At 60.2% G+C, this 26,146-nt stretch carries 31 protein-coding genes; 16 read left to right on the top strand and 15 right to left on the bottom strand.

Annotated features, from left to right (window positions below):
• Positions 1 to 4 precede the first annotated feature (4 nt).
• The 5 genes from J2T09_RS21350 to J2T09_RS21330 form a co-directional block, all read right to left on the bottom strand.
• On the bottom strand, positions 5 to 490 hold the full coding sequence (locus J2T09_RS21350; RefSeq protein WP_306838256.1) for a hypothetical protein: 486 nt from the start codon (positions 488 to 490) through the stop codon (positions 5 to 7).
• Complete coding sequence (locus J2T09_RS21345) at positions 477 to 1,109, bottom strand: hypothetical protein (protein ID WP_306838254.1); 633 nt, start codon at positions 1,107 to 1,109, stop codon at positions 477 to 479. The genes J2T09_RS21350 and J2T09_RS21345 overlap by 14 nt, the downstream gene beginning before the upstream one ends.
• Positions 1,110 to 1,288: 179 nt before the next feature.
• Positions 1,289 to 1,483 carry a heavy-metal-associated domain-containing protein gene (locus J2T09_RS21340; RefSeq protein ID WP_306838253.1) on the bottom strand — a complete coding sequence of 65 codons (195 nt, stop codon included), beginning with the start codon at positions 1,481 to 1,483 and terminating at the stop codon, positions 1,289 to 1,291.
• Positions 1,484 to 1,494: 11 nt separating this feature from the next.
• Positions 1,495 to 1,926 carry a Cu(I)-responsive transcriptional regulator gene (gene cueR / locus J2T09_RS21335; protein ID WP_306838251.1) on the bottom strand — a complete coding sequence of 144 codons (432 nt, stop codon included), beginning with the start codon at positions 1,924 to 1,926 and terminating at the stop codon, positions 1,495 to 1,497.
• A complete protein-coding gene (locus tag J2T09_RS21330; protein WP_373458557.1) occupies positions 1,923 to 4,337 on the bottom strand; it encodes a heavy metal translocating P-type ATPase in 2,415 nt (804 codons plus the stop codon). The genes cueR and J2T09_RS21330 overlap by 4 nt, the downstream gene beginning before the upstream one ends.
• Before the next feature lie 142 nt (positions 4,338 to 4,479).
• On the opposite strand from J2T09_RS21330, the gene J2T09_RS21325 reads away from it, so the two are divergent.
• Both J2T09_RS21325 and J2T09_RS21320 read left to right on the top strand, forming a co-directional pair.
• Positions 4,480 to 4,815, top strand: a complete 336-nt coding sequence (locus tag J2T09_RS21325; protein WP_306838249.1) for a hypothetical protein — start codon at positions 4,480 to 4,482, stop codon at positions 4,813 to 4,815.
• Between the two features lie 160 nt (positions 4,816 to 4,975).
• Positions 4,976 to 5,638, top strand: a complete 663-nt coding sequence (locus J2T09_RS21320) for a hypothetical protein (protein ID WP_306838247.1) — start codon at positions 4,976 to 4,978, stop codon at positions 5,636 to 5,638.
• A 3-nt stretch (positions 5,639 to 5,641) separates the two neighbouring features.
• On the opposite strand, the gene J2T09_RS21315 is transcribed toward J2T09_RS21320, so the two are convergent.
• A complete protein-coding gene (locus J2T09_RS21315) occupies positions 5,642 to 6,730 on the bottom strand; it encodes a helix-turn-helix transcriptional regulator (protein ID WP_306838245.1) in 1,089 nt (362 codons plus the stop codon).
• 151 nt (positions 6,731 to 6,881) lie between these two features.
• On the bottom strand, positions 6,882 to 7,340 hold the full coding sequence (locus J2T09_RS21310) for a YcgN family cysteine cluster protein (protein WP_306838243.1): 459 nt from the start codon (positions 7,338 to 7,340) through the stop codon (positions 6,882 to 6,884).
• A 165-nt stretch (positions 7,341 to 7,505) separates the two neighbouring features.
• Here J2T09_RS21310 and J2T09_RS21305 point away from each other — a divergent pair, with 165 nt between their 5' ends.
• Positions 7,506 to 9,806 carry a transglycosylase domain-containing protein gene (locus J2T09_RS21305; protein ID WP_306838241.1) on the top strand — a complete coding sequence of 767 codons (2,301 nt, stop codon included), beginning with the start codon at positions 7,506 to 7,508 and terminating at the stop codon, positions 9,804 to 9,806.
• A 62-nt stretch (positions 9,807 to 9,868) separates the two neighbouring features.
• Here J2T09_RS21305 and J2T09_RS21300 read toward each other — a convergent pair whose 3' ends face one another.
• A complete protein-coding gene (locus J2T09_RS21300; protein ID WP_306838239.1) occupies positions 9,869 to 10,306 on the bottom strand; it encodes a hypothetical protein in 438 nt (145 codons plus the stop codon).
• A gap of 122 nt (positions 10,307 to 10,428) precedes the next feature.
• Between J2T09_RS21300 and J2T09_RS21295 the strand changes: the two genes are divergently transcribed.
• From J2T09_RS21295 to J2T09_RS21285, 3 genes are all read left to right on the top strand, one after another.
• Positions 10,429 to 11,136, top strand: a complete 708-nt coding sequence (locus tag J2T09_RS21295) for an alpha/beta fold hydrolase (RefSeq protein WP_306838237.1) — start codon at positions 10,429 to 10,431, stop codon at positions 11,134 to 11,136.
• 131 nt (positions 11,137 to 11,267) lie between these two features.
• Complete coding sequence (locus J2T09_RS21290; protein WP_306838235.1) at positions 11,268 to 11,855, top strand: DUF1214 domain-containing protein; 588 nt, start codon at positions 11,268 to 11,270, stop codon at positions 11,853 to 11,855.
• Entirely contained in the window at positions 11,848 to 12,390 is a 543-nt protein-coding gene (locus J2T09_RS21285; RefSeq protein ID WP_306838233.1) for a DUF1254 domain-containing protein, read from the top strand. The genes J2T09_RS21290 and J2T09_RS21285 overlap by 8 nt, the downstream gene beginning before the upstream one ends.
• A 52-nt stretch (positions 12,391 to 12,442) precedes the next feature.
• Here the strand turns inward: J2T09_RS21285 and J2T09_RS21280 are convergent, their stop codons facing one another.
• Positions 12,443 to 12,619, bottom strand: a complete 177-nt coding sequence (locus J2T09_RS21280; RefSeq protein ID WP_306838231.1) for a hypothetical protein — start codon at positions 12,617 to 12,619, stop codon at positions 12,443 to 12,445.
• Between the two features lie 690 nt (positions 12,620 to 13,309).
• Here J2T09_RS21280 and J2T09_RS21275 point away from each other — a divergent pair.
• Positions 13,310 to 14,257: a DUF2336 domain-containing protein gene (locus tag J2T09_RS21275; protein WP_373458555.1), complete on the top strand. Its 948-nt coding sequence runs from the start codon at positions 13,310 to 13,312 to the stop codon at positions 14,255 to 14,257.
• Positions 14,258 to 14,260: 3 nt separating this feature from the next.
• Here the strand turns inward: J2T09_RS21275 and J2T09_RS21270 are convergent, their stop codons facing one another.
• On the bottom strand, positions 14,261 to 14,608 hold the full coding sequence (locus J2T09_RS21270) for a DUF1491 family protein (protein WP_306838227.1): 348 nt from the start codon (positions 14,606 to 14,608) through the stop codon (positions 14,261 to 14,263).
• A gap of 180 nt (positions 14,609 to 14,788) precedes the next feature.
• Here J2T09_RS21270 and J2T09_RS21265 point away from each other — a divergent pair, with 180 nt between their 5' ends.
• The gene (locus J2T09_RS21265) at positions 14,789 to 15,019 is read left to right on the top strand and encodes a hypothetical protein (protein ID WP_306838224.1); all 231 of its coding nucleotides are present in this window, start codon (positions 14,789 to 14,791) and stop codon (positions 15,017 to 15,019) included.
• Positions 15,020 to 15,048: 29 nt separating this feature from the next.
• Here J2T09_RS21265 and J2T09_RS21260 read toward each other — a convergent pair whose 3' ends face one another.
• Together J2T09_RS21260 and J2T09_RS21255 are read right to left on the bottom strand one after the other, a co-directional pair.
• Entirely contained in the window at positions 15,049 to 16,053 is a 1,005-nt protein-coding gene (locus J2T09_RS21260; RefSeq protein ID WP_306838222.1) for a peptidoglycan-binding domain-containing protein, read from the bottom strand.
• Entirely contained in the window at positions 16,025 to 17,614 is a 1,590-nt protein-coding gene (locus J2T09_RS21255; protein WP_306838221.1) for a sensor histidine kinase, read from the bottom strand. The genes J2T09_RS21260 and J2T09_RS21255 overlap by 29 nt, the downstream gene beginning before the upstream one ends.
• Before the next feature lie 465 nt (positions 17,615 to 18,079).
• On the opposite strand from J2T09_RS21255, the gene J2T09_RS21250 reads away from it, so the two are divergent.
• The 6 genes from J2T09_RS21250 (at position 18,080) to J2T09_RS21225 (ending at position 21,187) form a co-directional block, all read left to right on the top strand.
• Positions 18,080 to 18,526 carry a DUF5330 domain-containing protein gene (locus tag J2T09_RS21250; RefSeq protein WP_306838219.1) on the top strand — a complete coding sequence of 149 codons (447 nt, stop codon included), beginning with the start codon at positions 18,080 to 18,082 and terminating at the stop codon, positions 18,524 to 18,526.
• A 240-nt stretch (positions 18,527 to 18,766) separates the two neighbouring features.
• On the top strand, positions 18,767 to 19,474 hold the full coding sequence (locus tag J2T09_RS21245; protein ID WP_306838217.1) for a glutathione S-transferase N-terminal domain-containing protein: 708 nt from the start codon (positions 18,767 to 18,769) through the stop codon (positions 19,472 to 19,474).
• A gap of 50 nt (positions 19,475 to 19,524) precedes the next feature.
• Positions 19,525 to 20,013, top strand: coding sequence for a GFA family protein (locus J2T09_RS21240; RefSeq protein ID WP_306838214.1), 489 nt, complete (start codon positions 19,525 to 19,527; stop codon positions 20,011 to 20,013).
• Between the two features lie 29 nt (positions 20,014 to 20,042).
• Positions 20,043 to 20,312 carry a type II toxin-antitoxin system ParD family antitoxin gene (locus tag J2T09_RS21235; RefSeq protein ID WP_306838212.1) on the top strand — a complete coding sequence of 90 codons (270 nt, stop codon included), beginning with the start codon at positions 20,043 to 20,045 and terminating at the stop codon, positions 20,310 to 20,312.
• A 20-nt stretch (positions 20,313 to 20,332) separates the two neighbouring features.
• Positions 20,333 to 20,635 carry a type II toxin-antitoxin system RelE/ParE family toxin gene (locus tag J2T09_RS21230; protein ID WP_306838211.1) on the top strand — a complete coding sequence of 101 codons (303 nt, stop codon included), beginning with the start codon at positions 20,333 to 20,335 and terminating at the stop codon, positions 20,633 to 20,635.
• A 126-nt stretch (positions 20,636 to 20,761) separates the two neighbouring features.
• Positions 20,762 to 21,187 (top strand): VOC family protein, encoded by a 426-nt coding sequence (locus tag J2T09_RS21225; RefSeq protein WP_306838209.1) that lies wholly within the window; start codon positions 20,762 to 20,764, stop codon positions 21,185 to 21,187.
• A gap of 43 nt (positions 21,188 to 21,230) precedes the next feature.
• Here the strand turns inward: J2T09_RS21225 and J2T09_RS21220 are convergent, their stop codons facing one another.
• Positions 21,231 to 22,586, bottom strand: coding sequence for a D-alanyl-D-alanine carboxypeptidase family protein (locus tag J2T09_RS21220; RefSeq protein WP_306838207.1), 1,356 nt, complete (start codon positions 22,584 to 22,586; stop codon positions 21,231 to 21,233).
• A 334-nt stretch (positions 22,587 to 22,920) separates the two neighbouring features.
• On the opposite strand from J2T09_RS21220, the gene J2T09_RS21215 reads away from it, so the two are divergent.
• Both J2T09_RS21215 and J2T09_RS21210 read left to right on the top strand, forming a co-directional pair.
• Positions 22,921 to 23,415 (top strand): invasion associated locus B family protein, encoded by a 495-nt coding sequence (locus tag J2T09_RS21215; protein ID WP_306838205.1) that lies wholly within the window; start codon positions 22,921 to 22,923, stop codon positions 23,413 to 23,415.
• A gap of 37 nt (positions 23,416 to 23,452) precedes the next feature.
• On the top strand, positions 23,453 to 24,040 hold the full coding sequence (locus J2T09_RS21210) for an SH3 domain-containing protein (protein ID WP_306838203.1): 588 nt from the start codon (positions 23,453 to 23,455) through the stop codon (positions 24,038 to 24,040).
• A 28-nt stretch (positions 24,041 to 24,068) separates the two neighbouring features.
• On the opposite strand, the gene glpK is transcribed toward J2T09_RS21210, so the two are convergent.
• Together glpK and J2T09_RS21200 are read right to left on the bottom strand one after the other, a co-directional pair.
• Positions 24,069 to 25,574, bottom strand: a complete 1,506-nt coding sequence (glpK, locus tag J2T09_RS21205) for a glycerol kinase GlpK (RefSeq protein ID WP_306838201.1) — start codon at positions 25,572 to 25,574, stop codon at positions 24,069 to 24,071.
• A gap of 104 nt (positions 25,575 to 25,678) precedes the next feature.
• The gene (locus J2T09_RS21200; protein WP_306838198.1) at positions 25,679 to 25,906 is read right to left on the bottom strand and encodes a hypothetical protein; all 228 of its coding nucleotides are present in this window, start codon (positions 25,904 to 25,906) and stop codon (positions 25,679 to 25,681) included.
• Positions 25,907 to 26,146 lie beyond the last annotated feature (240 nt).

The following is a 26,146-nucleotide window of genomic DNA, read 5'->3' as shown; positions in this document are numbered from 1 at the left end:
GTGATCACTGCAATTTCGGCCTGGGGATCATCAGACACTGCGCTTTGCCATCGATAACGACTGCAAAGTCAAGACAAGTGCTGCCCATTTCCATGGCGCAACGGCCTGCCAGCGCGGTATAGTCCTCCTGGCTGCAATCTCCAATACAACGCGCGCCCAGCAGACCGGAACCCTTCAGGTCCGTGAAATAGATTTCCATGATATTCGAGCCTGCGGGAGGCGGGGACGACTCTTCGAACTCCTTCACGAGCCTCATCATCATCTCTTCCGTACCGTAGATGCTCGGCTCCAGTTTATAGCCGACACGCTCGCCCATCAGCTTGATGTAACTGTCGTACTCGGCACTGAAGACATCCGGCGGGCACTGCAACGGCACGTCATTTGCTGCCGCTACATGGCTATAGGACAAGGTAAGAAGCGCAAGAACGTTCACAAAAAACCGATGGCTCGTGGCAGGCTTCGAACCTGAAAAAACTTCAACTGGAAACATTTATTCGCTCTTTAACACTGCCTGCCGGCCAGAACACCAGACTTGCGATGACGATGCAGAGCCCCGGCGCCACCTGAAGCAGGGTCGCCTCCGGATCGCCGCCGGCATAACGGAACAGCAACCAGATCGGTCCTGCCGCATAATAGGCAACCAGCGCGACCATGACGGCCTTGCGGGAATAGATGCCGATATAGCGGTCGCAGAGCATGCGCGCGAATGCGGAACCGATGATCGCCCCGGCACACATCAGAAGAGACGTATGAAGCAGGCCATAGCGGCTCATCCCGATCTCTCCGGATGCGAACGAACCGGCATAGGTGGTTGCCAGCATGATGACGAGGACGGCGATGATCGCAGCCGCACCGGTGCGCATCGTCAGGCTGGAAAACGACGGCGGCTCGTTCCCGGTGGAAACCTCATCCGGCTCCTCGGCCCGTGCGAGCAGTGCCCGGGCGCTGCGCAGATCCTCTTCATTGACCTGAATGGCATACCAGCCACGCCGCGTCAGTTGGCCACTTCTGGCCGCATGGATGCCGTAGGCATCGAGCATGGAGATGATGACCTCGGCTTCGGCTTGCTGCTCCACCTCGGTGAGCAGGACCATGTCGTAATCATCCATGGCCTAGCTCCGTTGATCGCCGATCCAAAGGTATGCCCCTTCCACAAAACGCCAACGAGAAGGTCAGCGACGTTCGCAGATATAGAAGGCGGATATCATTTATCCATCGGGCTTTTACCCTAACTGCAGCGATCTCGCCGTGACGCAATGCGTTTCAGAAGCACTTATATCGACCGGGTTCACGCCCGTTCCGGCGAATATCCCGCCTCTCGGATCGCCTCTTTGGCCGTGGCGGCGTCACCATCCACCGTCACCTTGTGGGCGGCCAGATCGATCGTGACGGCCGCATTCGGCAGCACCTCGGCAAGCGCGCCACGCACGGTCTTTTCGCAATGGCCGCAGGTCATGTCGGAAACGGTGAAAATGGCTGTCATGTCAAAAATCCTTATGCGTGATGGTCATGAGTGTCGTGGTTGCCCGATGCCGCAGTATCGCCCGCCAGATCATCGAGGATCGGGCAATCGGGGCGGTGATCACCGCCACAGCAATGGGCAAGGTTCTTCAGGGTCTTCACCATACCCTGCATTTCGGCGATACGGCGCTCGAGGTCATTGATATGCGTCGTGGCAATATCCTTGACGGCGGCACTGCTGCGGCTCTTGTCCTGCCAGAGTTTGAGAAGCACCTCGGTTTCCTCGAGTGAAAACCCGAGCGAGCGGGCACGCTTGATGAAACGCAGCACATGCACCTGATCGCCGCCATAGACCCGGTAATTGTTGCCGGTTCGGGCCGGCGGCGCGATCAGGCCGATCTCCTCGTAATAACGGATCATTTTTGCCGAAACGCCGGAAGCCTCGGCGGCCTGTCCGATATTCATGTCGCATCTCCAATCGTCACGCTCTTCAGTCTCAGCGCATTGGCAAGCACAAACGTGCTGGACAGTGCCATGGCAGCCGCCCCGATCATCGGTGAAAGGGTCAGGCCCAAAGCCGGATAGAACAGGCCTGCTGCCAGCGGAATCAGCGCCACGTTGTAACCGAACGCCCAGAACAGGTTCTGGCGGATGTTCTTCATCGTGGCGCGGCTGATGGCGATGGCGGACACCACACCCGTCAATTCGCCGCCCACCAGAACCACGTCGGCGCTTTCGATCGCCACATCCGTGCCGGTGCCGATGGCAATACCGATATCGGCCTGCGCCAGTGCCGGTGCATCATTGATGCCGTCGCCGACAAAGGCGAGTTTTCGGCCATTGCCCCGCAGATCATGGATCGCCGCCACTTTGCCCTCCGGCAAGACTTCGGCCACCACCTTGCGGATCCCGACATGAGCAGCGATCGCCTGCGCGGTGCGAAAATTATCGCCGGTCACCATGGCGACCTCGATGCCTTGCGCCTGCAATGCCCTGATCGCCGCCGCGCTCGACGGTTTCAGCGGATCGGCAACAGCGATGATGGCGGCAAGCCTGCCGTCGATCGCGGCATAAAGCGGCGTCTTGCCTTCGTTGCCGAGGCGCTCCGCGGCGTCTGCAAAAGCATCCACCGATAGCCTGAGTTTTTCCATGAAACGATCCGCCCCGACAGCAACGGTGCGGCCATTCACATTGGCGGAAATACCGTAACCGGTCACGGATTCGAATGTCTCGGCTTCCGCAACGACAAGCCCCCGCGCCTCGGCCGCCTTGACGATGGCCTCGGCAATCGGGTGCTCCGAACGGTTTTCGACCGACGCGACCGCTGCCAGAACATCGTCTTCGGCAAAGCCGCCTGCGACGATCAGGTCGGTCAGTTCCGGCCGCCCCTTGGTGACGGTTCCGGTCTTGTCGACCACGACGAGATCGATGCCGGACAATGTCTGCAACGCTTCCCCCTTGCGGAACAGCACGCCGAATTCGGCCGCACGGCCACCACCAACGACAATCGACACCGGCACGGCCAGTCCCATGGCGCAGGGGCAGGCAATGATCAGCACGGCGACGGCGCTGATCAGCGCATGCGTAAGCGCCGGTTCCGGCCCGATCAGGAACCACACGACAAAGGTGACTGCGGCAAGCACCATCACGGCCGGCACGAACCATGCGGTGACACGGTCGACCAGCGCCTGGATCGGCAGTTTCGCGCCCTGCGCCTGCTCCACCAGCCGGATGATGCCGGCAAGAACCGTATCGCGCCCGACCTTTTCGGCACGGAACCGGAAGCAACCGGTGCGGTTCACCGTGCCGCCTGTGACCACGGCACCTGCAGTTTTTTCCACTGGCAGCGGCTCACCCGATATCATCGATTCGTCGACATTCGACTGGCCATCGATGACGATGCCATCGACGGGAATACGCTCGCCCGGGCGGATAAGGATCGTATCACCGACAATAACATCGGCGGTCGTGATATCGATCACCCGTCCATCACGGTCCACCCGCGCGGTCTTGGCCTGCAGCCCGGCCAGTTTCCGGATCGCCTCGCCGGTGCGCCCTGTCGCGCGCGCCTCCAGCAGGCGCCCGAACAGGATGAGCGTGACGATCACGGTCGCCGCCTCGTAATAGACGTGCTGCGCATCATAGGGCAGCAGGTCCGGCGCAAAGGTCGTCACCAACGAATAACCATAGGCGGCCAGCACACCGACGGCGACCAGCGAATTCATTTCCGGGTGTCCACGGAAAAGCGCCGGAAGGCCAAGACGCAGGAAACGCAGGCCCGGCCAGAAGATCACCGCCGTCGCCAGGGAAAAATAGACGTAATAGAGATTTTGGGTATCGATCACCTCCATCAGCCAGTGATGAAAAGGCTCATAGGCATGACCGGTCATTTCCAGCACGAACAACGGCAGCGTCAGCACGAAAGCGATGATGAGATCACGCTTCAGCACGGCTTCTTCGCCGGCATGCATGTGGGCGTGGTCGATTGACGAAGCCGCCGCGCTGGCGGCGGTTTTCCCGTGGTGATGACCATGCCCGTCATGGGCTGACGCTGCATCATGCTCGTCACGCTCAACGGCAATATCGGATCCATCGCGCCCGACCTCCCGCAATGCCGCCTGCATGGCACCCGCCGGGATTTCATAACCCAGCTTGTGGATCGCCTTTTCCAGCGCCTCGGGCGCGAAGGTGTCATCGGTCTCGACGGTCAGTTTTTTCGTTGCGAAATTGACAGTGCTCTTGTGCACGCCCGCAACCCTCGCGGCGCCTGTTTCGACGCGCCTAACGCAGGAAGCACAGGTCATGCCCTCCACGGGAATGGTCAGCGGTTCAAGAGGCGTAACAGGTCGGGTGATCGGTTCGATAGGTGTATTCATAGCGAAGCGTGATCCTTTCGCGACTCCATGTAAGGCTTCCCACCATGGGAAGGTCAAGAGCAGACCAACGGCATTTTGCCCGAACAGTCTGATCTTGTAGCGTATCCCGGATACGGATAAGCTCATCGTCAAGGAGCGGCCCATGGCAATTCAAGACAGGATCAGGCGGTATCGTGAAAGCGGAGGCGCAGCGGACCTCGTCCGCGTGGAAGTGCTCGTCCCTTCGGACAAGCGGCAGGACATTCTCAACAATGCCGCCGCCCTGCGCGACGCGCACCGGCAAAAAAAGCAACGCCTGCAAGATTTGGTGGAACAGGCGCTGAGACTTTATCGCCTGCGCATCCTCGACAATATCGATCTGGATCGACTGCCCGACCTAGACGCCCGATCGCGGGTGATCGCCAACGCGTTGATGGAACGCGGAGATGCTCGAGCGTTTGCAATCGGGCGGCGCTTGCTTGCTGAAGCGGAAAGCTGACATGGCGCCAACCTCGCTCCAAAAGGCCATCATGGCGATCCTTGCGCGCAATCGCTCGGCCTCCAGCTATCTGGCGGGCGGCGTGGTTCTCAATCGCGATTGGTCGCGACAATCCGACGACATCGATATCTTTCAGGATACCGACGAGGAGATCGGATCCGTGGCCACCCGCGACATAGAGGAACTGAAACGACACGGCTTCGAAGTCGCGATCGACGTGTTCATCTATGGATGTGTTGAAGCGTCCGTCGGAAAGGATGGCGAAGCGACCCTCATCCAGTGGATGAGCGAAGCACGGCAGCGGTTCATGCCGCTGGTGAACGATCCGCAATGGGGCATTCGCCTCCATCAGGCTGATCTCGCGGTCAACAAGGTGCTCGCCGCTTCCACTCGTCGGAAGGCACGAGATTATGTCGACCTGATCCAGATCGAAGAGAATTTTTGTCCACTCGGCCCGATCATCATGGCGGCATCGGGCAAGCCGCCGCATTTCTCGCCGGTGAGGATCATCGACGAGATTCGTCACAAGGGCCTTTCGATTGCCTCCGAGGATTATCAATCGGTCAGGGGCCTGCCAAAAGAGTATAATCCAGCATCCATTCGAGAAAATCTCGAACAATCACTCAGGCGCGCCGAAATCTATATCCGCTTCGCGCCCGCCGATCTCGTCGGCTTATTGGCTGTCAATGCCGATGGCAGACCGGTTGAAATCGATGGATCAGAAGGGCCAGGGCATGAAATCCGGCGGGCTTCAACTCAGCCCGATGTCATGCCGGCATTTGCCAACGAAGCCTCCCCTTGGCTGAAGCCAAGAGGCGAATAGGCCTCAAAACCCGCCTGCCCCGCTGCCCGGCGCATTCAGCCCCGAAAGCAGCAGCACCAGTTCGGCCTGCCGCGTCGTGCCGGTCTTGTGCATGATCCGCTTAAGGTGCGAGCGGGCTGTCTCCACCGAAACGCCGAGCGAGGCCGCCACCATTTCCGGCGTCTGCGCCATGGCGATGCCGCGCGCAACGCGGGCTTCGGCGGGCGTGAGATCGAACAGGCCGCAGAGCACGCGCATATCCGGCGGGCCGACCTGCCCCACTTCGGTAACCGCCAGCACGGCCATGGCACGCGAAAAGATATCGCGCGCGGCGCGACGGATCGGCAGAAGATGCAGGATCAGCGCCGGCGCGCCATCATCACCCAGCATCGGCACGGATTGCACCGTGGGTGCAGCCTGTGCCCGGTAGCGTGCGATTGCCTCGTCCAGCAGCACGCGCGCACCGGCATTCTCCAGCACAAGCCGGTTTCCGGCGGCGGTGCGGATCCGTGGTGATAGCGCCTCCAGCTCCGGGTTCATGGCCAGCGCCTGACCGGCATCGCCGATCACCACTGCCGGAAGGCCAAGCATGGACAACGTCTCGGTCATCGAGCGCGCTTCCTTGAAGGCAAGCCGCGAGGCCATATAGGCAGCGCGCGAAATGTCCGGCTTCAGCAGGTTGAGATGCTGCAACTGTTCCTGCGAAAAATGATCCAGTCCGAAGGCGCGCATCAGAGAAATGACGACGATATGGCCGGTCGGCTCCTGAAAAGCGTAACCGGCTTCCCATTCCATCCCGTGAGGGTGGATGAAATCACGGTTGATGGCGTCGGCGGCATATTCTTCGGCCGACAGCAGATCCGTGGTGCGCGCGAAGGAAAATGGGTAACGCTCCATCGCCCGGATCGGGCGCAGATTGTTGAAACGGTGTTCGCTTTCGATAAAACCGGCAAACGCATCGGCAATATTGGGCGTCGTGACGAACCGGTGTTTTCCGAGCGTATCGACAGTAAATATCGATGCCGTCGAGGAGCCGACCGCATCCGCAAGCGCGGTACAGGCATCGCCCCAGAGTTCCGGGATCATCGCCGCCTCGTATAGACGGTCCGCCAATTTGCTTTCAGCGTTCATTTCCAGACCCACGACGCGCAGCCCGTCCCCATTCGAGCCTGCCGCTTGTAACGCTCCATGAGCAATCAGTACATCAGCAGAATGGCGTAGACATCCGTATGTTCAAACGGGGTTAACCGGCAAAAGCCATTTTTCAGGCTTTTTCACCCACATGCAACGGCCAGTCCACGAGATAGTCCTCGAAATCATCGACATCGACATCCTTCTCGCTGACGGTGCGATCCTTGGCCGAAATGCCGGCGGCATGCACCGTTTCAGGATCGCCCGAAATGAGCGGATGCCACCATTTCAGATCCTCGCCGTCGCGCACGAGCCGGTAACCACAGGTCGGCGGCAGCCAGGAAATCTCGCGCACTTCCTGCGGCGTCAGCTGGATACAGTCCGGCACGGTCGCCTGACGGTTCGGATAATCCGAGCATCGACAGGTCGAACCGTCCAGCAGACGACAGGCAACGGAGGTGAAGGCCACGGCACCCGTATCCCAGTCCTCCAGCTTGTTGAGACAACAGAGCCCACAGCCATCGCACAGGCTTTCCCATTCGACAGGGGACAGCTCTTCCAGCTGTTTCGTCTTCCAGAATTGTTCGACCATGACTTGTTTTATTTTCGCAACGCGGATCGCAAATAATCATCCCGAAAACGAGACCGGCGGCGCGTCTTATCTCGCCGGTCAACCTTTTATAAGCTAATGCTTCCTAAGGGAGATGCTGGGAGCTTTTGATCCTTCTCGAAGGAAGCGTCAAGGCTTGGCAATAAAATGAGACGTGGGAGCACCGGCGTGCGAGACGACAATGGCTCCGAAGAGAGCCGGAAGACAGTGCCGGAGAACGGACCTGGAGGCAGCGGATCCGACAAGGCACGTCCGCGCCGCAAGCGCCATTTTTTCCTGAAGCTGGATAGCTGGATCGATTCGACTGTCTGGAATCTCGGTTTCAAGCTGGCCGAGACCTGGGAAGAGATCACCATCTTCTTCCGCCGTTTTCGCGTGCGCGGCTGGAAACGCCTCGGTTTCGAATTTGCCGGCGAAGCGATGACATTAGGCACTGCCGGTTCAGTCGTGCTTCTGACGCTTGCCCTGCCCGCTTTCGAGGAAACCAAGGAAGACTGGCGCAATCGCGGCGATTTCGCCGTGACCTTCCTTGATCGTTACGGCAACGTGGTCGGCCATCGCGGCATCATTCATGAAGACTCCGTGCCGATAGACGAGCTGCCGGACCATCTGATCAAGGCGGTTCTGGCGACGGAAGACCGCCGCTTCTTCGAGCATTACGGCATCGATTTCATCGGGCTTGGCCGCGCGCTCTCGGAAAACGCCAAGGCGGGCGGTGTCGTTCAGGGCGGCTCGACGCTGACCCAGCAGCTGGCGAAAAACCTTTTCCTCACCAACGAGCGTTCGATCGAACGCAAGATAAAGGAAGCCTTCCTATCGGTCTGGTTGGAAGTGAACCTGTCGAAAAAGGAAATCCTGTCCTTTTATCTCGACCGCGCCTATATGGGCGGCGGCGCATTCGGCGCGGCGGCGGCATCGCAATTCTATTTCGGCAAGAACATAACCGAAGTGAACCTGGCCGAAAGCGCCATGCTGGCAGGCCTGTTCAAGGCACCGGCAAAATATGCCCCGCATGTGAACCTGCCGGCAGCGCGTGCACGTGCCGCAGACGTGCTGACCAATCTCGTGCAGAGCGGCATGATGAGTGAAGGCCAGGTCGTGGCCGCCCGCCGCAACCCGGCGACGGCAATCGACCGTGCGGAAGTCACTGCTCCCGACTATTTCCTCGACTGGGCATTCGACGAAGTACAGCGGCTGGCGGCGGCTGGAAAGATTCGCCAACGGTCCGTGGTCGTGCGCACCACGATCGATACCGGCCTGCAACAGGCAGCCGAAGCAGCGGTCGAATCCGGTCTGCGCGAATTCGGCGAAAGTTACCGCGTCAAGCAGGGCGCGCTCGTGATGATCGAAAACGGCGGCGCCGTGCGCGCCATGGTCGGCGGCCGCGATTATGGCGAAAGCCAGTTCAACCGCGCCACCAAGGCACTGCGCCAGCCGGGTTCTTCATTCAAGCTGTTCACCTATACCGCGGCCATGGAGCGCGGCTTCACACCGGAAACCATGATTTCCGATGCGCCGATCACCTGGCGTGGCTGGTCGCCTCAAAACTATGCGCGCTCCTACAAAGGCAGGGTGAGCATGCTGACGGCAATGGCGCAGTCGCTCAACACCGTGCCGGTTCGCCTCGCCAAGGACGAGCTCGGCACCGACGTGATCGCCGACACCGCCATCAAGATGGGCGTGGAAACGCCGCTGCGCCGCGACAAGACCATCCCGCTCGGCACGTCCGAAGTGACCGTGATGGACCAGGCGACGGCCTATGCCGTCATGCCGGCCGGCGGTTTGCAGGCACACCGCCACGGCATCGAGCAGGTGATCAATTACGAAGGCGAGGTTCTCTACGATTTCAATCGCGACGAACCGGCCCCCCAGCGCGTAGTCTCGGAACAGGCCATGTCTTCGATGAACCGCATTCTCACGCAGATCCCGGTCATCGGCACGGCGCGCCGCGCAGCACTCGATGGCGGCGTCGTCACCGCTGGCAAGACCGGCACGTCACAAAGCTACCGTGATGCCTGGTTCATCGGTTATACCGGCAATTACACCGGCGCCGTCTGGTTCGGAAACGACGACTTCACCTCGATGAACAACATGACAGGCGGCGCGCTGCCGGCCATGACGTTCAAGAAGCTGATGGATTACGCGCATCAGGGCATCGAGCTTCGCCCCATCCCCGGCATCGAAAACCCGCTGCCGCACGGCAATCACGCCACCGGCCCGGCCGTGGCCGAGGCGGGACACAAGGGCGGCGAACCGATCGCACCGACCTTGATGCGCCCGCGTACGCTGTCTGCCGAAACAGCACGTGTGCTGCGGGGTATTTCGGAAAGCCTGAAGGGGGCCGGACCTGTCGTTGCAGGCACGGCACCCGGCACGGTATCCGACACCACCCCTGCCCGGCCGCAAACGGCAAAAGTGACGCCGATCAGTCTGGATGTGAAACCGTAGAGCACGTTTCATCAGATGAATACCATGGCCGCCGCAGGATTGTCCCGCAGCGGCCAGGTCGATCACGCATACCGCATCCGTTCCACGCTCTCGACGATGATCACACGCGCCAGAATGCCGTAAACCACCGACAGGACCGCGGTGCGCAGTGGCAACGGCCACACCATCTCTTCGGCCAGATAAGCGGAGGAAAGCAGCGTCACGGCAAGGTTGATGACGGTCGTGATGAGCACGATACCGATCATCAGGCTCCAGCGGTTCTCCGACAAGGCGCCCCGAAAACCACAGGAATCCACTGCTCCCCCGAGCATTGCATGCACCTGTCTGGTCATCGACAACAAAATGGCGACAACAAAGAAAAGCAGGCCCAGAAGATTGTCGATACCGTCTGCAGTCGCATCCCAATCGAGAAGCCCGAAGATAAGATTATCGACGCCCGCCAGCGCGCCAAGCAACAGCGAATAGGTCGCCCCGAATATTACAAATACTCTGATTTTCATACCATACCCCTTCGGCACGTGAGGTATCAGAGGACCCATAACACGTTCATAAGCCGAGACTTAAAAATCTATACAATTGGGAAATACGTCCCATACTGCTCCAGACGATGCAGGGAAATGCCATGACACTTCTGATGATTCCCGGTTTCATGCTCGATGCCGATCTCTGGCGCGACGTGGAACCGGCACTGGCGCCATGGGGGCCAGTCACCCACGCCGTCGCCACCGAGGGCGACACGCTTGCCGAGATGGCACAGAGCATCCTGAAAAATGCGCCGCCGACATTCACGCTGGTCGGCTTTTCCATGGGCGGTTATGTCGCCCGTGAAATCTTGCGACAGGCACCGGACCGGGTGGAGGCTCTGATCCTGATCGCCACCTCAGCGCGCGGCGACAGCGAGATCCAAGTCAAACGCAAACAGGCGCTGGCCGGCCAACCGGACGGCATAACCTTCAAAGGCCTCAGTTCCGTGGCCGTTGCCTCCTCGCTGCATCCGGACAATGCCGGGAGAACAGATCTGATCATGCGCATTCAGGAGATGGGCCAACGCTTCGGCGGCACCGTGTTCCGTCGGCAATCGCTGCTCGACCGCCGCGACGAGCGCGGTGAACTCGGCACGATCACCTGCCCGACGCTGGTGATCGCCGGCGACGAGGACCGGTTGCGATCACGCGAGGAAGCGCTGGAACTGCACGAGGGCATTGCCGGCTCGGCATTTGCCGTGATCGAGAAGACCGGCCACATGGTGCCGATGGAAGCGCCGGAAAAACTGGCGGAGGTGATGAGTGGGTGGCTGGCGCGCCGACAGAATGGACCGATCACGACTTAACCCGGGATGACGTCGCACTGGCATTTTTCCGGCAAGCCCTCATCCTGATGAGGATCACCTCCCTCCCCGGTTTCTTCCAAACAGAATCAATGCTAAGCCTCGGCCACCGTTTGCGAGGTCCAGAATAGAACGTGCTGCGTGTTCCCCTTCTCATTGCCATTTCGCTTGCCATCGCCTTTGGCGGCGGCATCTGGTCCACGCTGGTGGCGCTCGAGGCCACGATCGGCTTCGGGGCGATCAAGCTCGGCGCCTGGGAAGCGTTTCCGCAGGCACAGACCAGAAATGCCGATCCTTATGCGAAATCGCACCGCGCCAATGCAGGCAAGCTGCTTTACGGCACGGCCGAGGGCCTGACCTTTACCGCCGCAGTCGATGACAGCGGTGCACGGCTGGATGGCAATTGCAGCTATCGCCTTTCCGGCCACACGCCGCCCGCGCGGCTCTGGTCGCTGTTCACCAATGACGCCAATGGTCGCCCGCCCGCGGAAAATGCGGAATTACCCGCAGCCCTCAATTCTCGCACAGTGCTGCGCAGTGCCGATGGTGGTTTTGTCGTGACGATTTCCGCATCCGCCCAGCCGAACAACTGGCTGGCGGTTGCCCCCGCGCAACCCTTCCGGCTGGTACTGACCCTGTTCGATACGCCGACCGCCGGCAGTTCCGGTCTGATCGACCTGTCGATGCCAAAGGTGGAAAAGATCGGGTGCGGCAATGCTTAAGCTTCTTCTTGCGATTGCCGTCGGCATTGTCGGCGCAGCCCTGCTGCATCTTGTCATCGTGTTGTCGCTGCCGACATTCAGCGATCGCGATGCCTATAGCCGCGTGCTCTCCGAAGGTGAGGCCTTTACCTTCCACATTCTCGACCAGAAACCCGACGCTGCCGGCCTTGCGCAGGAAGATCCGTTTCTGGAGACGGCCGTCTGCTCCTTCGACACGGAAGAGCGCCCGGTTCAGCTGACGGCAGGTTCAGGCGTGCCTTTCTGGTCGCTGGCGGTTTATGATCCAGCATCCAACGAGACGTTTTCCATCAATGACCGCACGTCTTCCGGCGGCAAGCTGGACGTGATCATCGCCACCCCGCTGCAGGCGACGGCGCTGCGCAAGGCGATGCCCGAGGGGCTCAACCAGTCCATTCTCATCGAATCCGCCCAGACGCAAGGATACGCGGTGTTGCGCGCCATGGCGCCGCAACCAAGCTATCGGCCTCTCGCCGCAGCTTTCCTGTCTTCCGCCGGCTGCCAGCCGGCCGAATAACGCCCGGCACAATACGCCCGATCCCGGGCACCGCCGGCGTTGGTATGCAGTCTCAGTTTTCGGCGCGAACCGGAACCAGATCCATCGAGCGGTGATCCGTGGCTTCCCGCCGTTCGTACCGTACGCCCGTATAGATCAGGACCTTTCCCGTCACCGAATGCGCGCTGCGCACCGGAACGCGACCGGGATGTTGTTCACGCCATTTTTCCATAACAATGATCTTTGCCATTGCACGTCTCCATAGGGGTTTCGAGACGGATGAAGGACGGACCGATTTCACCCTGCCCTTTTCAGGGGCCGGCGCATCCCGTTTCCGGGGTCATTTGCGCCTTTCTCGTCAGCATGTCCTGCTCTTCGTGAGCGGGACTTAGCGACATTCCATCCTGACCTGAAACCGGAGGTTGCCGACATTATCGACTTTCCGTTTCAGGAAGCCTCCGCAACCTTGGGGTGCCCGCGATAAAATCGCCAACAACCCTTATATTCCGGGGCATGCATGCCAGTCTCAGTCAGGACACTTAACAATTCGCTAATGCTAATAAGCGACTTTATCCTTATTAAAAGTTGTGCCAGGCTTGCGCTCTCGCAAAGCTCCCATGAAAACGCATGAGCCGGATTTCGGTTCGACGTCTCCATACAAAAAATCACGGACAAGAAAACAGCCCCGTCTCAACAGTCGGCAATGGCAGGTTCGCGTCCCGAAACCGGCCAGCCTTCACCGCTCGTTAACCCTGATCTGCCTATGCTCCTGCCTCATGGTGAGACAGAGTTTGCGGACCGGCGGCATGCCGAAATCGCAAATACTGTCTGAAACCTGTCCCCCGCCACGGTGTGTTCTGCCGGGTGGTTTCGGTGTCAAAGTATTGCGTTGTTGGAATTATCCGTGGACCGGTTTCGGGAACTTGAAAGGCCGCAGGCCATGCGCAGGAAGGATGTGGTTCTTATGGCCACCGTCACGAGCTTCGAGGCGCTCGAACGTCCCTCCAGGTCGGAACTGCGCCAGTTTGCCGAATTGTTTCAGCCGCTTTATGCAGCCTCCAGCGAAGAGGCGCGCCGACAGGCCGTGGCCGCGCTGTCGCAATGCCCAAACATTCCTTCCGCTGTCGCTTTCTTTATCGCCAGCCAGCCGATCACCATTGCAGCACCGTTCATTGCCGCATCGAAATGCCTGGACGACCAGACGCTGATCACCATTGCCCGCACGCAAGGGGCAGCACATGCCCGCGCCGTCGTGCGCCGGGAAAACCTGTCGCCGATGGTGATTGACGCACTTGTCGGCCTGCGCCATGCGCCGGAAGCCAGCCAGATGGCGGCAGAGAAGCCAAAGGCCGCCAAACAACAGCCACCGCTGCTGGATGAAACCGTGCACCCGACCCGCGACGAGGCTCTTCGCGAGCGCCTGCGCGCCATGGCCGCCCATGTGGTGCGCCCTGAAAGCGATCGGCTGGGTCTGCGCACCGTGACGCCCATGCAGGAAGCACTGCTGGTGCGTTTTGCCCGCAACCGCGAAACCGATCTTTTTGCCACGGCCCTTGCCGATACGCTTTCCGCCAGCCGCTGGCTTGCCGAACGCATCATGCTCGACATTTCCGGCCATCAACTGGCCACCACGCTGAAGGGCATCGGCATGCCGCGCAATGAGTCGCTGCTGATCCTCGAGCGGCTCTACCACCATCTCGACGAACTGGAAGGCGGCGTGCCGCAGTCCGAACGTCTTTGGGATGCCCTCGATACCGACGAATGCGGACGCCGGGTGGAAGCTTGGGGCCGCGCCGACCGCTATACCTACGAGGATCGCAGGTCTGCCAATGCGGAGCCGACGCAAGCCGAACCGGCAGAATTGCGCACCGGCACCAACCGTCGTTGATTCTCAGTTTTCGGCGGTTTTGACGACCTCAAATAGGTCGCCGATCTCGTCCAGCTCCAGCTCGACCACCCAGAGATCCGAATCGAACCGCGCCTCGCGCGCAATGACGGCATCGACGGCCGACGCCTCTGCCTGGGCAAGCCTCGTCTCGAAGCGCCGCATCCCATCATCGTCACGCGCAAAAGTCTGCGGCGCCGGGCCGTAGACGCTTTCCAGCCCATCGCGAAACCGCTGCCGGATGAAGATGGCACCCGCCTCCTCGGCACCTTTCTGCACAATGGCAGCAAAACCGCCTGCGGAAAAAGCACGACGGATCAGGGCGGACACAAAAATGTCGGAACGAATGCGCATGGGCGACATGTATCGTATAAGCGCTGGGATCGGAACCCGTTGCGCGACCACGCAAAATTGGTCCGAGCCAACCCATTTCACCAATTATCAATTTGGCGCCCGCATAGTCCGCTCGTCGCTGTCCTTCAGCAAGGTTGCGACGACATCGAAATGTCCGAAAAACCGGCAAGCGGATCTGCAATGGCACAGTTCAAATATTCGAATTTTCTGCGCGAAGCCAATGTCCCGGCTTTCGATCGCGACTGGCAGCCCGGCCAGGTCGTGGCCAATGGCGGCATCTACCGCTGCAAGACCTGTGGTGACGAAACCGCTGTCGGCAAGGGCGGCGCCCTGCCCGCCAACCATCACCGTCATGAACTGCTCGGCCCGGTCGTCTGGCAGATGATCGTGTTTGCGCAGCAGCGCCCCTGATCGATCCGCGACATCACGAAAGGCGCGCCTTACAGCGCGCCGATCGATTTCAGCTTCTTCAGCACCAGTTCGTTCGGCTCGCCGGTTTCCGGCAGGCGGTAGTGGCGCTCGAAATGGCGGATCGCCGCCTTGGTCTGCGATCCCGCAACCCCATCCACCGACACATCCGTATAGGCGATATTGGCAAGGCCGCGCTGGATTTGCTGCACCATGTCCGGTGACGGCAGGCCACTCCCCGTCGTCGAGGTGCGATTGTCGGCCGTGCGGAGTGCCGCCGGTTCCGGACGAACGGATGCCGGTGTCGCCTTCACGGGCGTTGCGATCGGCTTTGCCGAACCGCTCTCGGCCGCGCGGATCGCCGCTGCAACGGGATCCTCGCCTTTCAGATTTTCCGTCGGGCGCGGTTTTGGCACAGGACTGCTGGCAGGCTGCGCCGCTGCCGGTGGAACGGCGGCGACCTGAGGCGCCGCTGTCTGCGGTTCGGCTCTCAACGCTGCCAGAAGAGTTTCTGTCGGCGCACCGCTTTGCGGCAGGCCGGCTGTCTGTTCGAAAAACAGGATGGCCGCTTCCGTGCGGGTACCAATGACGCCGTCATGGGCGCCGTCATAGAGGCCACGCCTTGTCAGTTCGCGCTGAATATCGGCGACGAGCTGGCTCGGCTGAACGGCCGGCTGAGGGGCTGCAGGCGTTGCCGTCACCAGCCTGCTGTCATCGGCGCGCTCGATGCGAAACGTCGTGACATCTGCCGGCGGCTGCGGACGTGCCATGCGATAGCCCGGAATGCCATTCGGATCCTCGATATCGCGGGTGCGCAGGAAGGGCGATGGATGGCCGCCCGGCTGGTACCAGAGCGCATTGGCCGAAACGAAACCGAAGATGATGGCAAAGCAGGCGCCGCCACCAATCACGCGTGGATAACGCGCGGCAAAGCTGCCCACCGCATAGATGGCCTGAATGAAGAGGGCCGGCTGGCTGTTCTTAGCCCTGGCCGTGCCCTTCTTGCGATCAGGCGATTTTCGCTTCTGCGCGTTCATCCGCAAAGTCCTGTGCCTGAATGTCTGTCTCGTCGGTTTCTAGCCGTCCGATCTTGTCATGAGCAAGGAGACGCTGGTTTTCCACAGCCGAAGTCAGGCGTGGAGGAAATTCGAAGGCGATCTCTGCAGCCTCGCTGGCGCCAAGAACACCCGAACCATCGGCCGGCAGAACGATCGTCACCACCGTGCCAACGCCCGGGTGGCTGGCCATCGCGAACGTGCCGCCATGCAGCGCCACCAGACCTTTGACCAGCGACAGGCCAAGCCCCGTGCCTTCATGAGCGCGGGTGTAATGCTCCTGAACCTGCACGAAAGGCTGACCGATCTGGTTCAACTTGTCGGCAGCAATGCCGATACCCGTGTCAGAGACCGTCAGCACCAGATCCCCGCCGGAAAGAGCCGCATCAACCGACACGACGCCATGGGCATCGGTAAACTTGATGGCGTTGCCGACAAGGTTGATCAGCACCTGCTGCAGCGCACGGCGATCGGCCGTCACCTCGCCCAGACCGCGCTGGATACGGGTCGTCAGCGTCACGCCCTTTTCGCGCGCCTGCAGATCGAGCATGGCGCGGCAGGCCTCGACGGCATCGGCGATCATGAAGGGCTCGGTCATCAGCTCGTAACGGCCGGCCTCGATCTTACTCATGTCGAGCATGGTGTTGACCACCGACAGGAGATGCGCGCCCGACTGGCGGATCAGGCCGACATATTCGCGCTGGCGATCGTTAGCGAGCTTGCCGAAATATTCGCCGGCGAGCACGTCGGAAAAACCGAGAATGGCGTTGAGCGGCGTGCGCAGCTCGTGGCTGACGGCAGCAAGGAAACGCGACTTCGCTTCATGGGCGGAACGCACCTCTTCGGCACCGAGGCGGATTTCCTCACGCAGTTTCATTTCTTCCGAAACGTCACGCAGCTGCACGAAGACGGCAGCGAGATCGCCGAACTCGTTGCGCACCGCCGTCATGTCCAGGCGCGAGGCCATGAACTGGCGACCGGTTTCCGGGTCGACCGGGCGGGCGACGCGCGCATCAACCTGCGCGCTCTCCGAACCTAGGCGCAGCGCGTCAAAAGCCTGACCAACCGCGATACGATCGGAAACATGAACGATATCGGCAAGCATCAGGCCGACCGGCTCGATCAGCATCGAAGGCATGCGGTTGCGCTCGCGTCCGCCGGCACGCTGGATGCGGCCGGATGCGTCGGCGTAAAGCACGAGACCCGGGCAGGCATCGAACATGACCTGATCCATGTCCGTCATCGGCGCGGCAATACGCTCACCACGCGAACGCGGCAGCGCGATCACGGCCGTTGCCAGCGCCAGGAAGAAGGAGAATACGATGGCCACGCCAAGCGGCAGCGCCAGCGACGGCGCCATGACCGCGACGAGGAGAAGCGGCACGACGATAAAGGAAGGCAGGGCTGCAAACGCAAGGCATCGCAAAGCGACGACCTCGCCGGCACGGGCGCAATCGCCCTCGCCGAGGTGCTGTAGCCAGCGAACCGCGGTATGGTCGACAGTCGCGACCACCCTCAAGCCGATGTTACTCAATACACGCACGCCCGGACCCAAAAATTCACGGTTTTCATGGAGCCGACAATAGGCGTCGGCGGCTTAAGGAAAGGATAAAAATGGCCGCATTCAGCCATCCGGCGAGGCCCAAACATGACTTTCCGACGCTTTTTCAGGGTACTTTTTCCGGTATGGTTAACGGGGCGTAAGCGACGGATTTGCCTGCATTTTCCGCTCGACGTTAACGATTTGGGCAAGTCTTTTGCCTGTGGATACCCGTGACTTCAGGCTTCACCGCCATAAATATGCTTAACAGGGACCGCTAAAATTTGAGGCAAACAAGCATCGAATGTGTGTCGAATACGCACAGGCATTTGAATAGATAAAATTCGATACAAATTTTGCGAAAATTCGCGGCTCTGACATAAGCCGGCATTCGGGGATGGCGCATAAGCTGTGTGTCAGAACCGGGCAAGAACCGGCAGCCGACAACAGGGCGAAACGGATAAGACAATGTGGTTTTTGATCAAGGGTAGCGTTTATTTCGGTTTAGGCCTCGTGGCCCTGTCCTATTTCAGCGCCCATAGCGACGAAGCAAACGGCCCGAAACCGTTCGAGATGGCAAACGCCATTGCCGCCGCCACCGGCGCTTATGACTATGTGTCTTCGCTCTGCGTCGAAAAGCCGGATGTCTGCGTGAAAGGTGCCGAAACTGTCACCGCACTGGGCTACCGCGCCAAGGAAGGCGCCCGCGTGGCTTATGAACTGCTCGACAAGAGCCTTGCGGAAGACGAGGCCAAGGCTGTTGAGGCAAAGACCGTCGAAGCCATCATTTCCGATCCGTCGCAGCAGCCGATGCCACAGAAGATTGCCGCCGCGACCAACGCGCAGCCGGCCGACCAGGTTTTCACCGGCACGGTCATCAACATTCCGGTGCCAATGAAGCGCCCCCAGCTTTGAAGAATTTTACCGCGCAGCTTTGCGCGGCCCCGAGATCCGGCGCGGACCGCCTTACCCGCACCGGCACCAACTGCAGCCCCTGCTGACGCCGCAAGATCCCTGTCTTGCGGCTTTTTTTCGTGCTGATTTTCCATGAAGGCATTTGCCAGCCCGCCTTGCGGATGATCTGTTGAATATCACGCGACAGAACCCGACATGAGTTCCGTCACAAGCGATGCCAACAGCGCCCGAGGAAACCCCATGGCCGATCTCTCCGCCTTTCCGATCACCCGTAAATGGCCCGCGCAGGATCCAAACATCCTGCAACTCTATTCCACGCCGACACCCAACGGCGTCAAAATCTCAATCATGCTGGAAGAAACCGGCCTGCCTTACGAGCCGCATTTCATCAATATCGGTGCCGACGAGACCTGGGGGCCGGAATATCTGTCGCTCAACCCCAACGGAAAGATCCCGGCAATCCTCGATCCCGATGGTCCGAACGGCGAGCCGCTCGCCCTGTTCGAGAGCGGCGCGATCCTGATCTATCTCGCAGAAAAGACCGGCAAGCTCCTGCCCGTCGATCCGGCACGGCGTTATGAGGTCATCCAGTGGGTGATGTTCCAGATGGGCGGGCTTGGGCCGATGTTCGGCCAGCTCGGTTTCTTCCACAAATTCGCCGGCAAGGATTTTGAAGACAAACGCCCGCGTGACCGTTACGCCAAGGAAAGCGCCCGCCTGATCCGCGTGCTGGAAACCCGGCTTGAAGGCCGCGACTGGATCTTAGGCGACGAATACACGATCGCCGATATTTCCATGCTCGGCTGGGTGCGCAACCTGATCGGCTTTTATGGCGCCGGTGAACTCGTGCAATATGACGAGCTGAAGAACGTGCCAAAATGGCTGGAGCGCGGCCTTGCCCGCCCGGCCGTTCAGCGCGGGCTGGATATTCCCAAACGCCCTGCCTGATTTCTGCCGAAACCGCGCTATCTCCCTGAGGATAAAACAGGGAGATAGCCATGCCGATGCCGAATTTGCCGATCGAAGGGTCCTGCCGTTGCGGCGAGGTGCGCCTGAAGATCAGCGCACCACCGATGATCACCATGGCCTGCCATTGCCGCGGCTGCCAGAAGATGAGCGCCAGCGCCTTTTCCTGTTCCGCGGCCATTCCCTCGCAAGGTTTCGAGGTGACGGCGGGCGAACCGGTGATCGGCGGCGCCCATGGCGACGACACCCATCATTATCATTGCCCACGCTGCAAAAGCTGGCTGTTCACCAAACCGGTGGGCATGGACTGGTTCGTCAACATCCGCCCGACCATGCTGGACGACGCCTCATGGTTTGCGCCTTTCATCGAGACCTATACCTCGGCGAAATTCCCATGGGCCGAAACCGGCGCGGTGAAAAGCTTCGAGGAGTTTCCGCCGATGGAGGCCTATGAAGGGCTGACGAAGGAATTTGCGGAATGGGGTACAACAGGTGTAAAATCGATCCAAAACCCAAACTGATCAATTCCTGATCTCAAGGATGTTCCGACATGGAGCGTGACGATACAGACATCATCATTTCGCTGACCGACGATCTCGCGGAGTTCGTTCAATCGCATGTGGACTCCGGTCGTTATCAATCCGCGACGGATATGGTTCGGGATGCATTGAGTTTGCTGCAGGAACAGGACCGGCAGGCGTTGGATACGGAGCGATTACGCCGGGCCTGGAGAGAAGGCGAAGCCAGCGGCGATTATCGCTCCTTAAACCTCGGCGAAATCAAAGCTGCGGCCCGTAAGCGGTTTAGCGAGGGCGCCTGAGCAAATCGCGAGTGTCATCGATGCGCAAAGGGGTCGTTTATTCCAGCCGCGCCCGACAGGACCTGCTGGACATATGGTTATGGATCGCCGAATCGAGCGGCGCTCAATCGGCTGACCGCATTCTTGATCGCATGGAAGAGCGTCTTCATCGTCTAGCTGCCTTCCCGGAAATGGGACCGGCAAGACCCGGCATTGCGCCGAGGGCCCGCGTTCTCGTTATTCAAAGATGGCTTGCACTTTACGCGATTGACGATCACGAAATCCGGATTGTCCGCATTGTTGATAGCGCCGTCGATACGCGACGGATTTCCTGGGAGGAGTAATCGGCGTCACCGAGAAAGCGAAAAACAATCACCTCACCATTTTTTCGCAACGTTATGTCGGCATCACGCCCTGCCCTACGTCCTAAAGATATCCCGTCTTTGCGGGCACGATCACAGGAGGAAGACATGGAAGCCACAGTCGAACAGTCAGAACAGCAGCCGGCACCGGTCAAGGGCGGCATTGTGGCCTATCTGCAGGTGGATGGCGCCATGAAGGCGGCCGAAGTGTATGGTAAGGCGTTGGGTGCCGAGCTTGCCGGTGCGCATCCGCCGGATGAGCAAGGCCGCACCATGCATGTGCATCTCTACATCAACGGTTCATCGCTGATGCTGAGCGACCCTTATCCCGACTACGGCTACCCGCTGGAAAAGCCGCAGGCCTTCACCGTCATGCTGCCCGTCAAGGATATCGATGCCTGGTGGAAACGCGCCGTCGATGCCGGCTTTACTGTCGTCACCGAATTACAGGTGATGTTCTGGGGTGACCGTTATGGCCAGTTGCGTGATCCCTTCGGCGTGCTTTGGGCAATGAACGAACCGGTCGCAAAGTGACATGATGACCATGGGGGCGAGGCCGTTGGTCCCGCCCTTGCCCTCAGCCGGATCCCTTGAGCACGAAACATTCGACCGCATATTGCTGCAGAGCGCTGCAGGCTTCCATCGCGCCCTTGCGATCACCGAAACCGACCAGCTGCGCCCGGAACATCGCAGCACCGGAACCGCTGGTCGCCTCGTTGATAAGCGGCGCCACAGAACCGAAATGATCAGCAAGAATGGCCTGCGCACGCGTCAGAAGCCGCGAGGCCGTGCTGCGGCTGCCGGCCGCGGCAATCTGCACCCGCCAGCCATTCGGATCGGCCGAGACGACAGCCCCACCCGGCGCAGATGGAGCAATCGCCGCGATACCCGCCTGTGCAGTTGAACGCGACGATGCTCCCAATGCGAGAGCCTGCACAGGCGCGGAACGGCTAACGCCCGGCAGATCAGAGGATTGCCGGCCGGCCAGTTTCGTCTGCGCCGTAACCTCGTTGCTGGACGGATTGCGGAATGGCAAAGGCACGTTTGCCGGTTCTGTGGCGACACTGGCTGCCACACCGGCGGCCGGGCGCTTGCTGTCCGCTTCGGCGACCAGTGCTTCCCGGCCAAGCGCCCGGTCCAGCAGCGCTTCCATCTGGGCATCGCGGCTGCGGGCGGTCTTGCCACCGAGAACGACTCCGATGATGCGGCGGCCGTTGGCGTTGACGGCGCTGACGAGATTGAAACCGGACGCGTTGACATAACCGGTCTTCACACCGTCCATGCCGGCATAACGATACATCAGGTTGTTATGCCCACGGATGGTGCGGCCGCGGAAATTGAACGAGCGTTCGGAGAAGATGCGGTATTCCTGCGGATAGTCGCGGATCAGCGCGGCGGCAAGAACGGCCATGTCGCGCGCCGTCGTCACCTGCGCATCATCAGGAAGACCGGACGCATTGCGAAACACCGTGCTGCGCATGCCGAGCGCCCGCGCCTTCGCGGTCATGATCTGCGCAAAATTCTCTTCATTTCCACCGATATGGTCGCCGATCGCCTGCGCGGCATCGTTGGCCGAACGGATCGCTGTCGCATAGGCTGCTTCGCGGAACGTGAGTGGCTTGCCTGCACCGATCCCCAGTTTGTAAGGGATCTTTTCCGCCGCATTCGGGGTCATGATGATCTGCTGATCCCAGGAAAGACGCCCCTGCCTGATCGCCTCGAAAGCGATGTAGAGCGTCATCATCTTGGTCAGCGATGCCGGGTGATTGAGAACATCGGCATTTTCGGCGGCAAAAACTTCACCCGAATTCGCATCGACGATAAAATGCGCGTAACCCGCGCGGGCAGCATTTGCGGACAGGCTGAGAGCAGCAAAAATGAGGCCGGCAACAATATAAAGAAGGCGGCTGCGGGCCACGGAAATCATGCGCATTATAGTCCCATCACGCGTTTGGACCGCGCGCAAGATACGCGGCCTGCCAGACCCAGCCCATGGCGGGAGACATTATCCCTTCGGCAATGGTCGATGCAATCACCTTTGCCGCTTGTCCCCGCCTTAGCATGGCATACTTAATGAGCCACCTATTGCGCATGGCTCTATGGCCAACAGACGGCAGCATTACGGCGGCTTCACGGCTTCGTGAGGCTCCTTGAACAGCGGAAAGCTAAGATTTTAACTAATGAGTAACCCGGCCCGCTTTTGATCGGGCTTCGCCGGCCGGTCTGTCCAGACCTTTATGCCAACACCAAATCGTCAGGGACATCCGATGCTCGTCAAGTCCATTTCCGCTGCAGTTTCCATCACCCTTCTCTCCGTCGCTGCCGCGCAGGCCCAGCCCGCACGCGTAAAACAGTTCGATGCCTGGGGCGTCTATTCCTATGAAAGCGGCGGCCGCAAACATTGTTATGCGCTCAGCGTCCCGACCTCGTCGCAGCCCGCCTCCGTCAATCACGGCGACAATTTCTTCATCGTCGCACCGCAGGGCAGCGGCGCCGTCATGCCGCAGGCGATCATGGGTTACGACCTGCGTTCGACCTCAGACGTGACCGTCAGCATTGACGGCAACCGCTTTGACATGCAGCCCAAGGACAATGCCGCCTGGGTACGCAACAAGGACCGTGAGCCGGCCATGGTGACAGCCATGCGCGGCGGCGCCAGCATGAGCCTCAGCGCCACCTCGGCTCGCGGCACCAATACGCAGTATTCCTACTCGCTCTCCGGCGTCACGGCGGCGCTCAACGAAGCGAACCGCTGCAACTGATGTGACGAACGCGCCGATGCGGCCGCGACAACAGGCCATGAAGAAAAAGAACAAGCGCCACGGCAGGATCGCCGTGGCCTTTTCGGCCGTACTCGTCGGCATTGCGCTGGCAGCCGCCCTCATTGCGCCTGCCGGCGTCAGCGATCCCGTGGAGGCCGCACCGGCCTTTAATGCCGGCTGGAAAAAGGGTCGCGAGACCGGCTTTCCGGTTCCCCGTTACGTCTCGCTGAAATTCGGCAATTCCCGCATGCGCGTTGGCCCCTCGACCGACAACGGCAGCCGCTGGGTCTACAAGGTACAGGGCCTGCCGATGGAGATCACCGAGGAATTCGGCAACTGGCGACAGGTGCGCGATTACGACGGCATTACCGGCTGGATGTATGCGCCACTTCTATCCGGCCGCCGAACTGCCGTGATCGGGCCATGGGTCGATACATCCGTGCCGCTTTATCGGTCGGCATCCACGCGCGCCTCCGTTATCGCCGACCTTGAGGCACGCGTGCTGATGCGGCTGGACGATTGCGACGGCCATTTCTGCCGCGTATCCCTTATCGGCCACAACCTTTCGGGTTATGTCGAACAGGCCTCGTTATGGGGCGTCTATCCAGGCGAAACGATCAAGTAGCAGCGGCGCGAGCTGCCTTGCGCACATGTCAGCTGTCGCTCAATGTCCGCCTGACTGCATCCTTCCAGCCCTTCAGCCTTGCCTTGCGGGTTTTCGCACTCATTTCCGGTTCAAACCGCCGCTCGCGCGCCCAGGTCTTGGCAAAGGTCTTTCGGTCCGGCCACAGACCTGCGCGGCTGGCGGCAAGCCAGGCCGCACCGAGTGCCGTGGTTTCCAGAATGGTCGGGCGGTCGACGGGTGCGTCGATCAGGTCGGCCAGCCGCTGCATCGTCCAGTCGGAAGCCACCATGCCGCCGTCGACACGCAAAACGGTGTCCTCACCGGATGCCGAACGCCAATCCTTATGCATGGCGTCGAGCAGGTCACGCGTCTGGAAGCAGACGGCTTCAAGTGCAGCGGCCGCCAATTCCGCCGGTCCGGTATTGCGGGTCAGCCCGTACATGGCGCCACGCGACTCCGCATCCCAATGCGGCGCGCCCAGCCCGGTAAAGGCCGGCACGAGATAGACCTCTTGCTGCGGATCCGCTTTTGCCGCCAGTTCACCGGTCTGCGATGCCTTTTCCACCACCCCCAGACCATCGCGCAGCCATTGCACGGCGGCACCGGCGATGAAGATCGAACCCTCCAGCGCATAGATCGTCTCACCATCGAGGCGATAGGCGATCGTCGTCAGCAAACGGTTTTTCGACCGCACCATCTTGGCACCGGTATTGAGCACGGCAAAGCATCCGGTGCCGTAGGTGGATTTCACCATGCCCGGTTCGAAACACGCCTGACCGATCACCGCCGCCTGCTGATCACCGGCAACACCAAGGATAGGGATTTCCGCGCCAAAAAGCCCTTCTTCGGTCACGCCGAAATCAGCGGCGCAATCCTTCACCTCCGGCAGCATCACGGCCGGGATTTTCAGGATGTCGAGAAGCGTCTTGTCCCAGCGATTTTCACCGATGTTGTAGATCAGCGTCCGGGAGGCATTTGTGGCATCGGTGACAAAACTTTTGGCCCCGGTCAGTCGCCAGATTAGAAACGTATCGATCGTGCCGAAGCAGAGTTCACCCTTTTCCGCCCTCGCCCGCGCGCCCTTGACGTTCGACAGCAGCCAGGAGAGTTTGGTGCCTGAAAAATAGGGATCGAGGATCAGGCCCGTGCGGCTGACGAACTTCTTCTCCAGCCCCCTGGCCTTCAGCTTTTCGCAATCATTGGCGCTGCGGCGATCCTGCCAGACGATGGCATTGTGAATGGGCTTGCCGGTTTCCCGATCCCAGACGACCACGGTTTCACGCTGGTTGGTAATGCCAATGGCGGCAATTTCCCCGGCCGCGATTTTCGCCGCCTTGATCGCCTTGCGAATGGTGGAAAGAACGCTCGACCAAATGTCTTCCGGATCGTGCTCGACCCAGCCGGACTTGGGAAAGATCTGCGGAAATTCTTCCTGGGCAAAACCGGCGATCTTCATGTCCTTGTCGAACACGATCGCCCTTGTCGATGTCGTGCCCTGGTCGATCGCCAGAACATAACCCTTGGCAGCCGCCATATCGCTCCTCCTCAAGCCCGAAATGACCGGACTTGGTTTGAGCAGAAGCAAATGATGCCTGTCAACCTTCGGCCGACAGGCTTATCCCATCAGGATACGGCGACTTATTCCGCCGCGATGCGCGGCGGCTCGTCACGCCCGGCATTCTGACTCGGCGGCATGTCCGGTGCCGATTGCGGCACCGGCGGCAGCCAGCGCATCGGCAATCGCGGAAACATCACGAACAGGACCGTGACGATCAGCGAGAAGATCGACATCTTGTTGTTGTAGGCGGTATCGCGTGTAAAACCGTCCGCCGTTGCTGCCTGGTTCATATCCTCAGCCTCTTTCATGGGCGCCTCCTCCGATGGAAAACACCCATAGGACACTGACCTTGATGGCCGCTGAAAATGATCGGTCGAAGTTTAACGACCTCAACTCTTGCGCTTAATATTTCTAGACTTCACTCAATCACGACAGATCATCATAATTTAGAACAAACTGCATCTGAAACTAAATTCATCAATCTGCTCAAAGAATTGGCACGCACGAATACTGAATAGTCGCTCTCATCGTTAAGACTTCGACAATCT

Source organism: Neorhizobium huautlense, from assembly GCF_030811685.1.
Taxonomy (GTDB): domain Bacteria; phylum Pseudomonadota; class Alphaproteobacteria; order Rhizobiales; family Rhizobiaceae; genus Neorhizobium; species Neorhizobium huautlense_A.
This window is presented reverse-complemented; position numbering and strand designations above follow the sequence as displayed.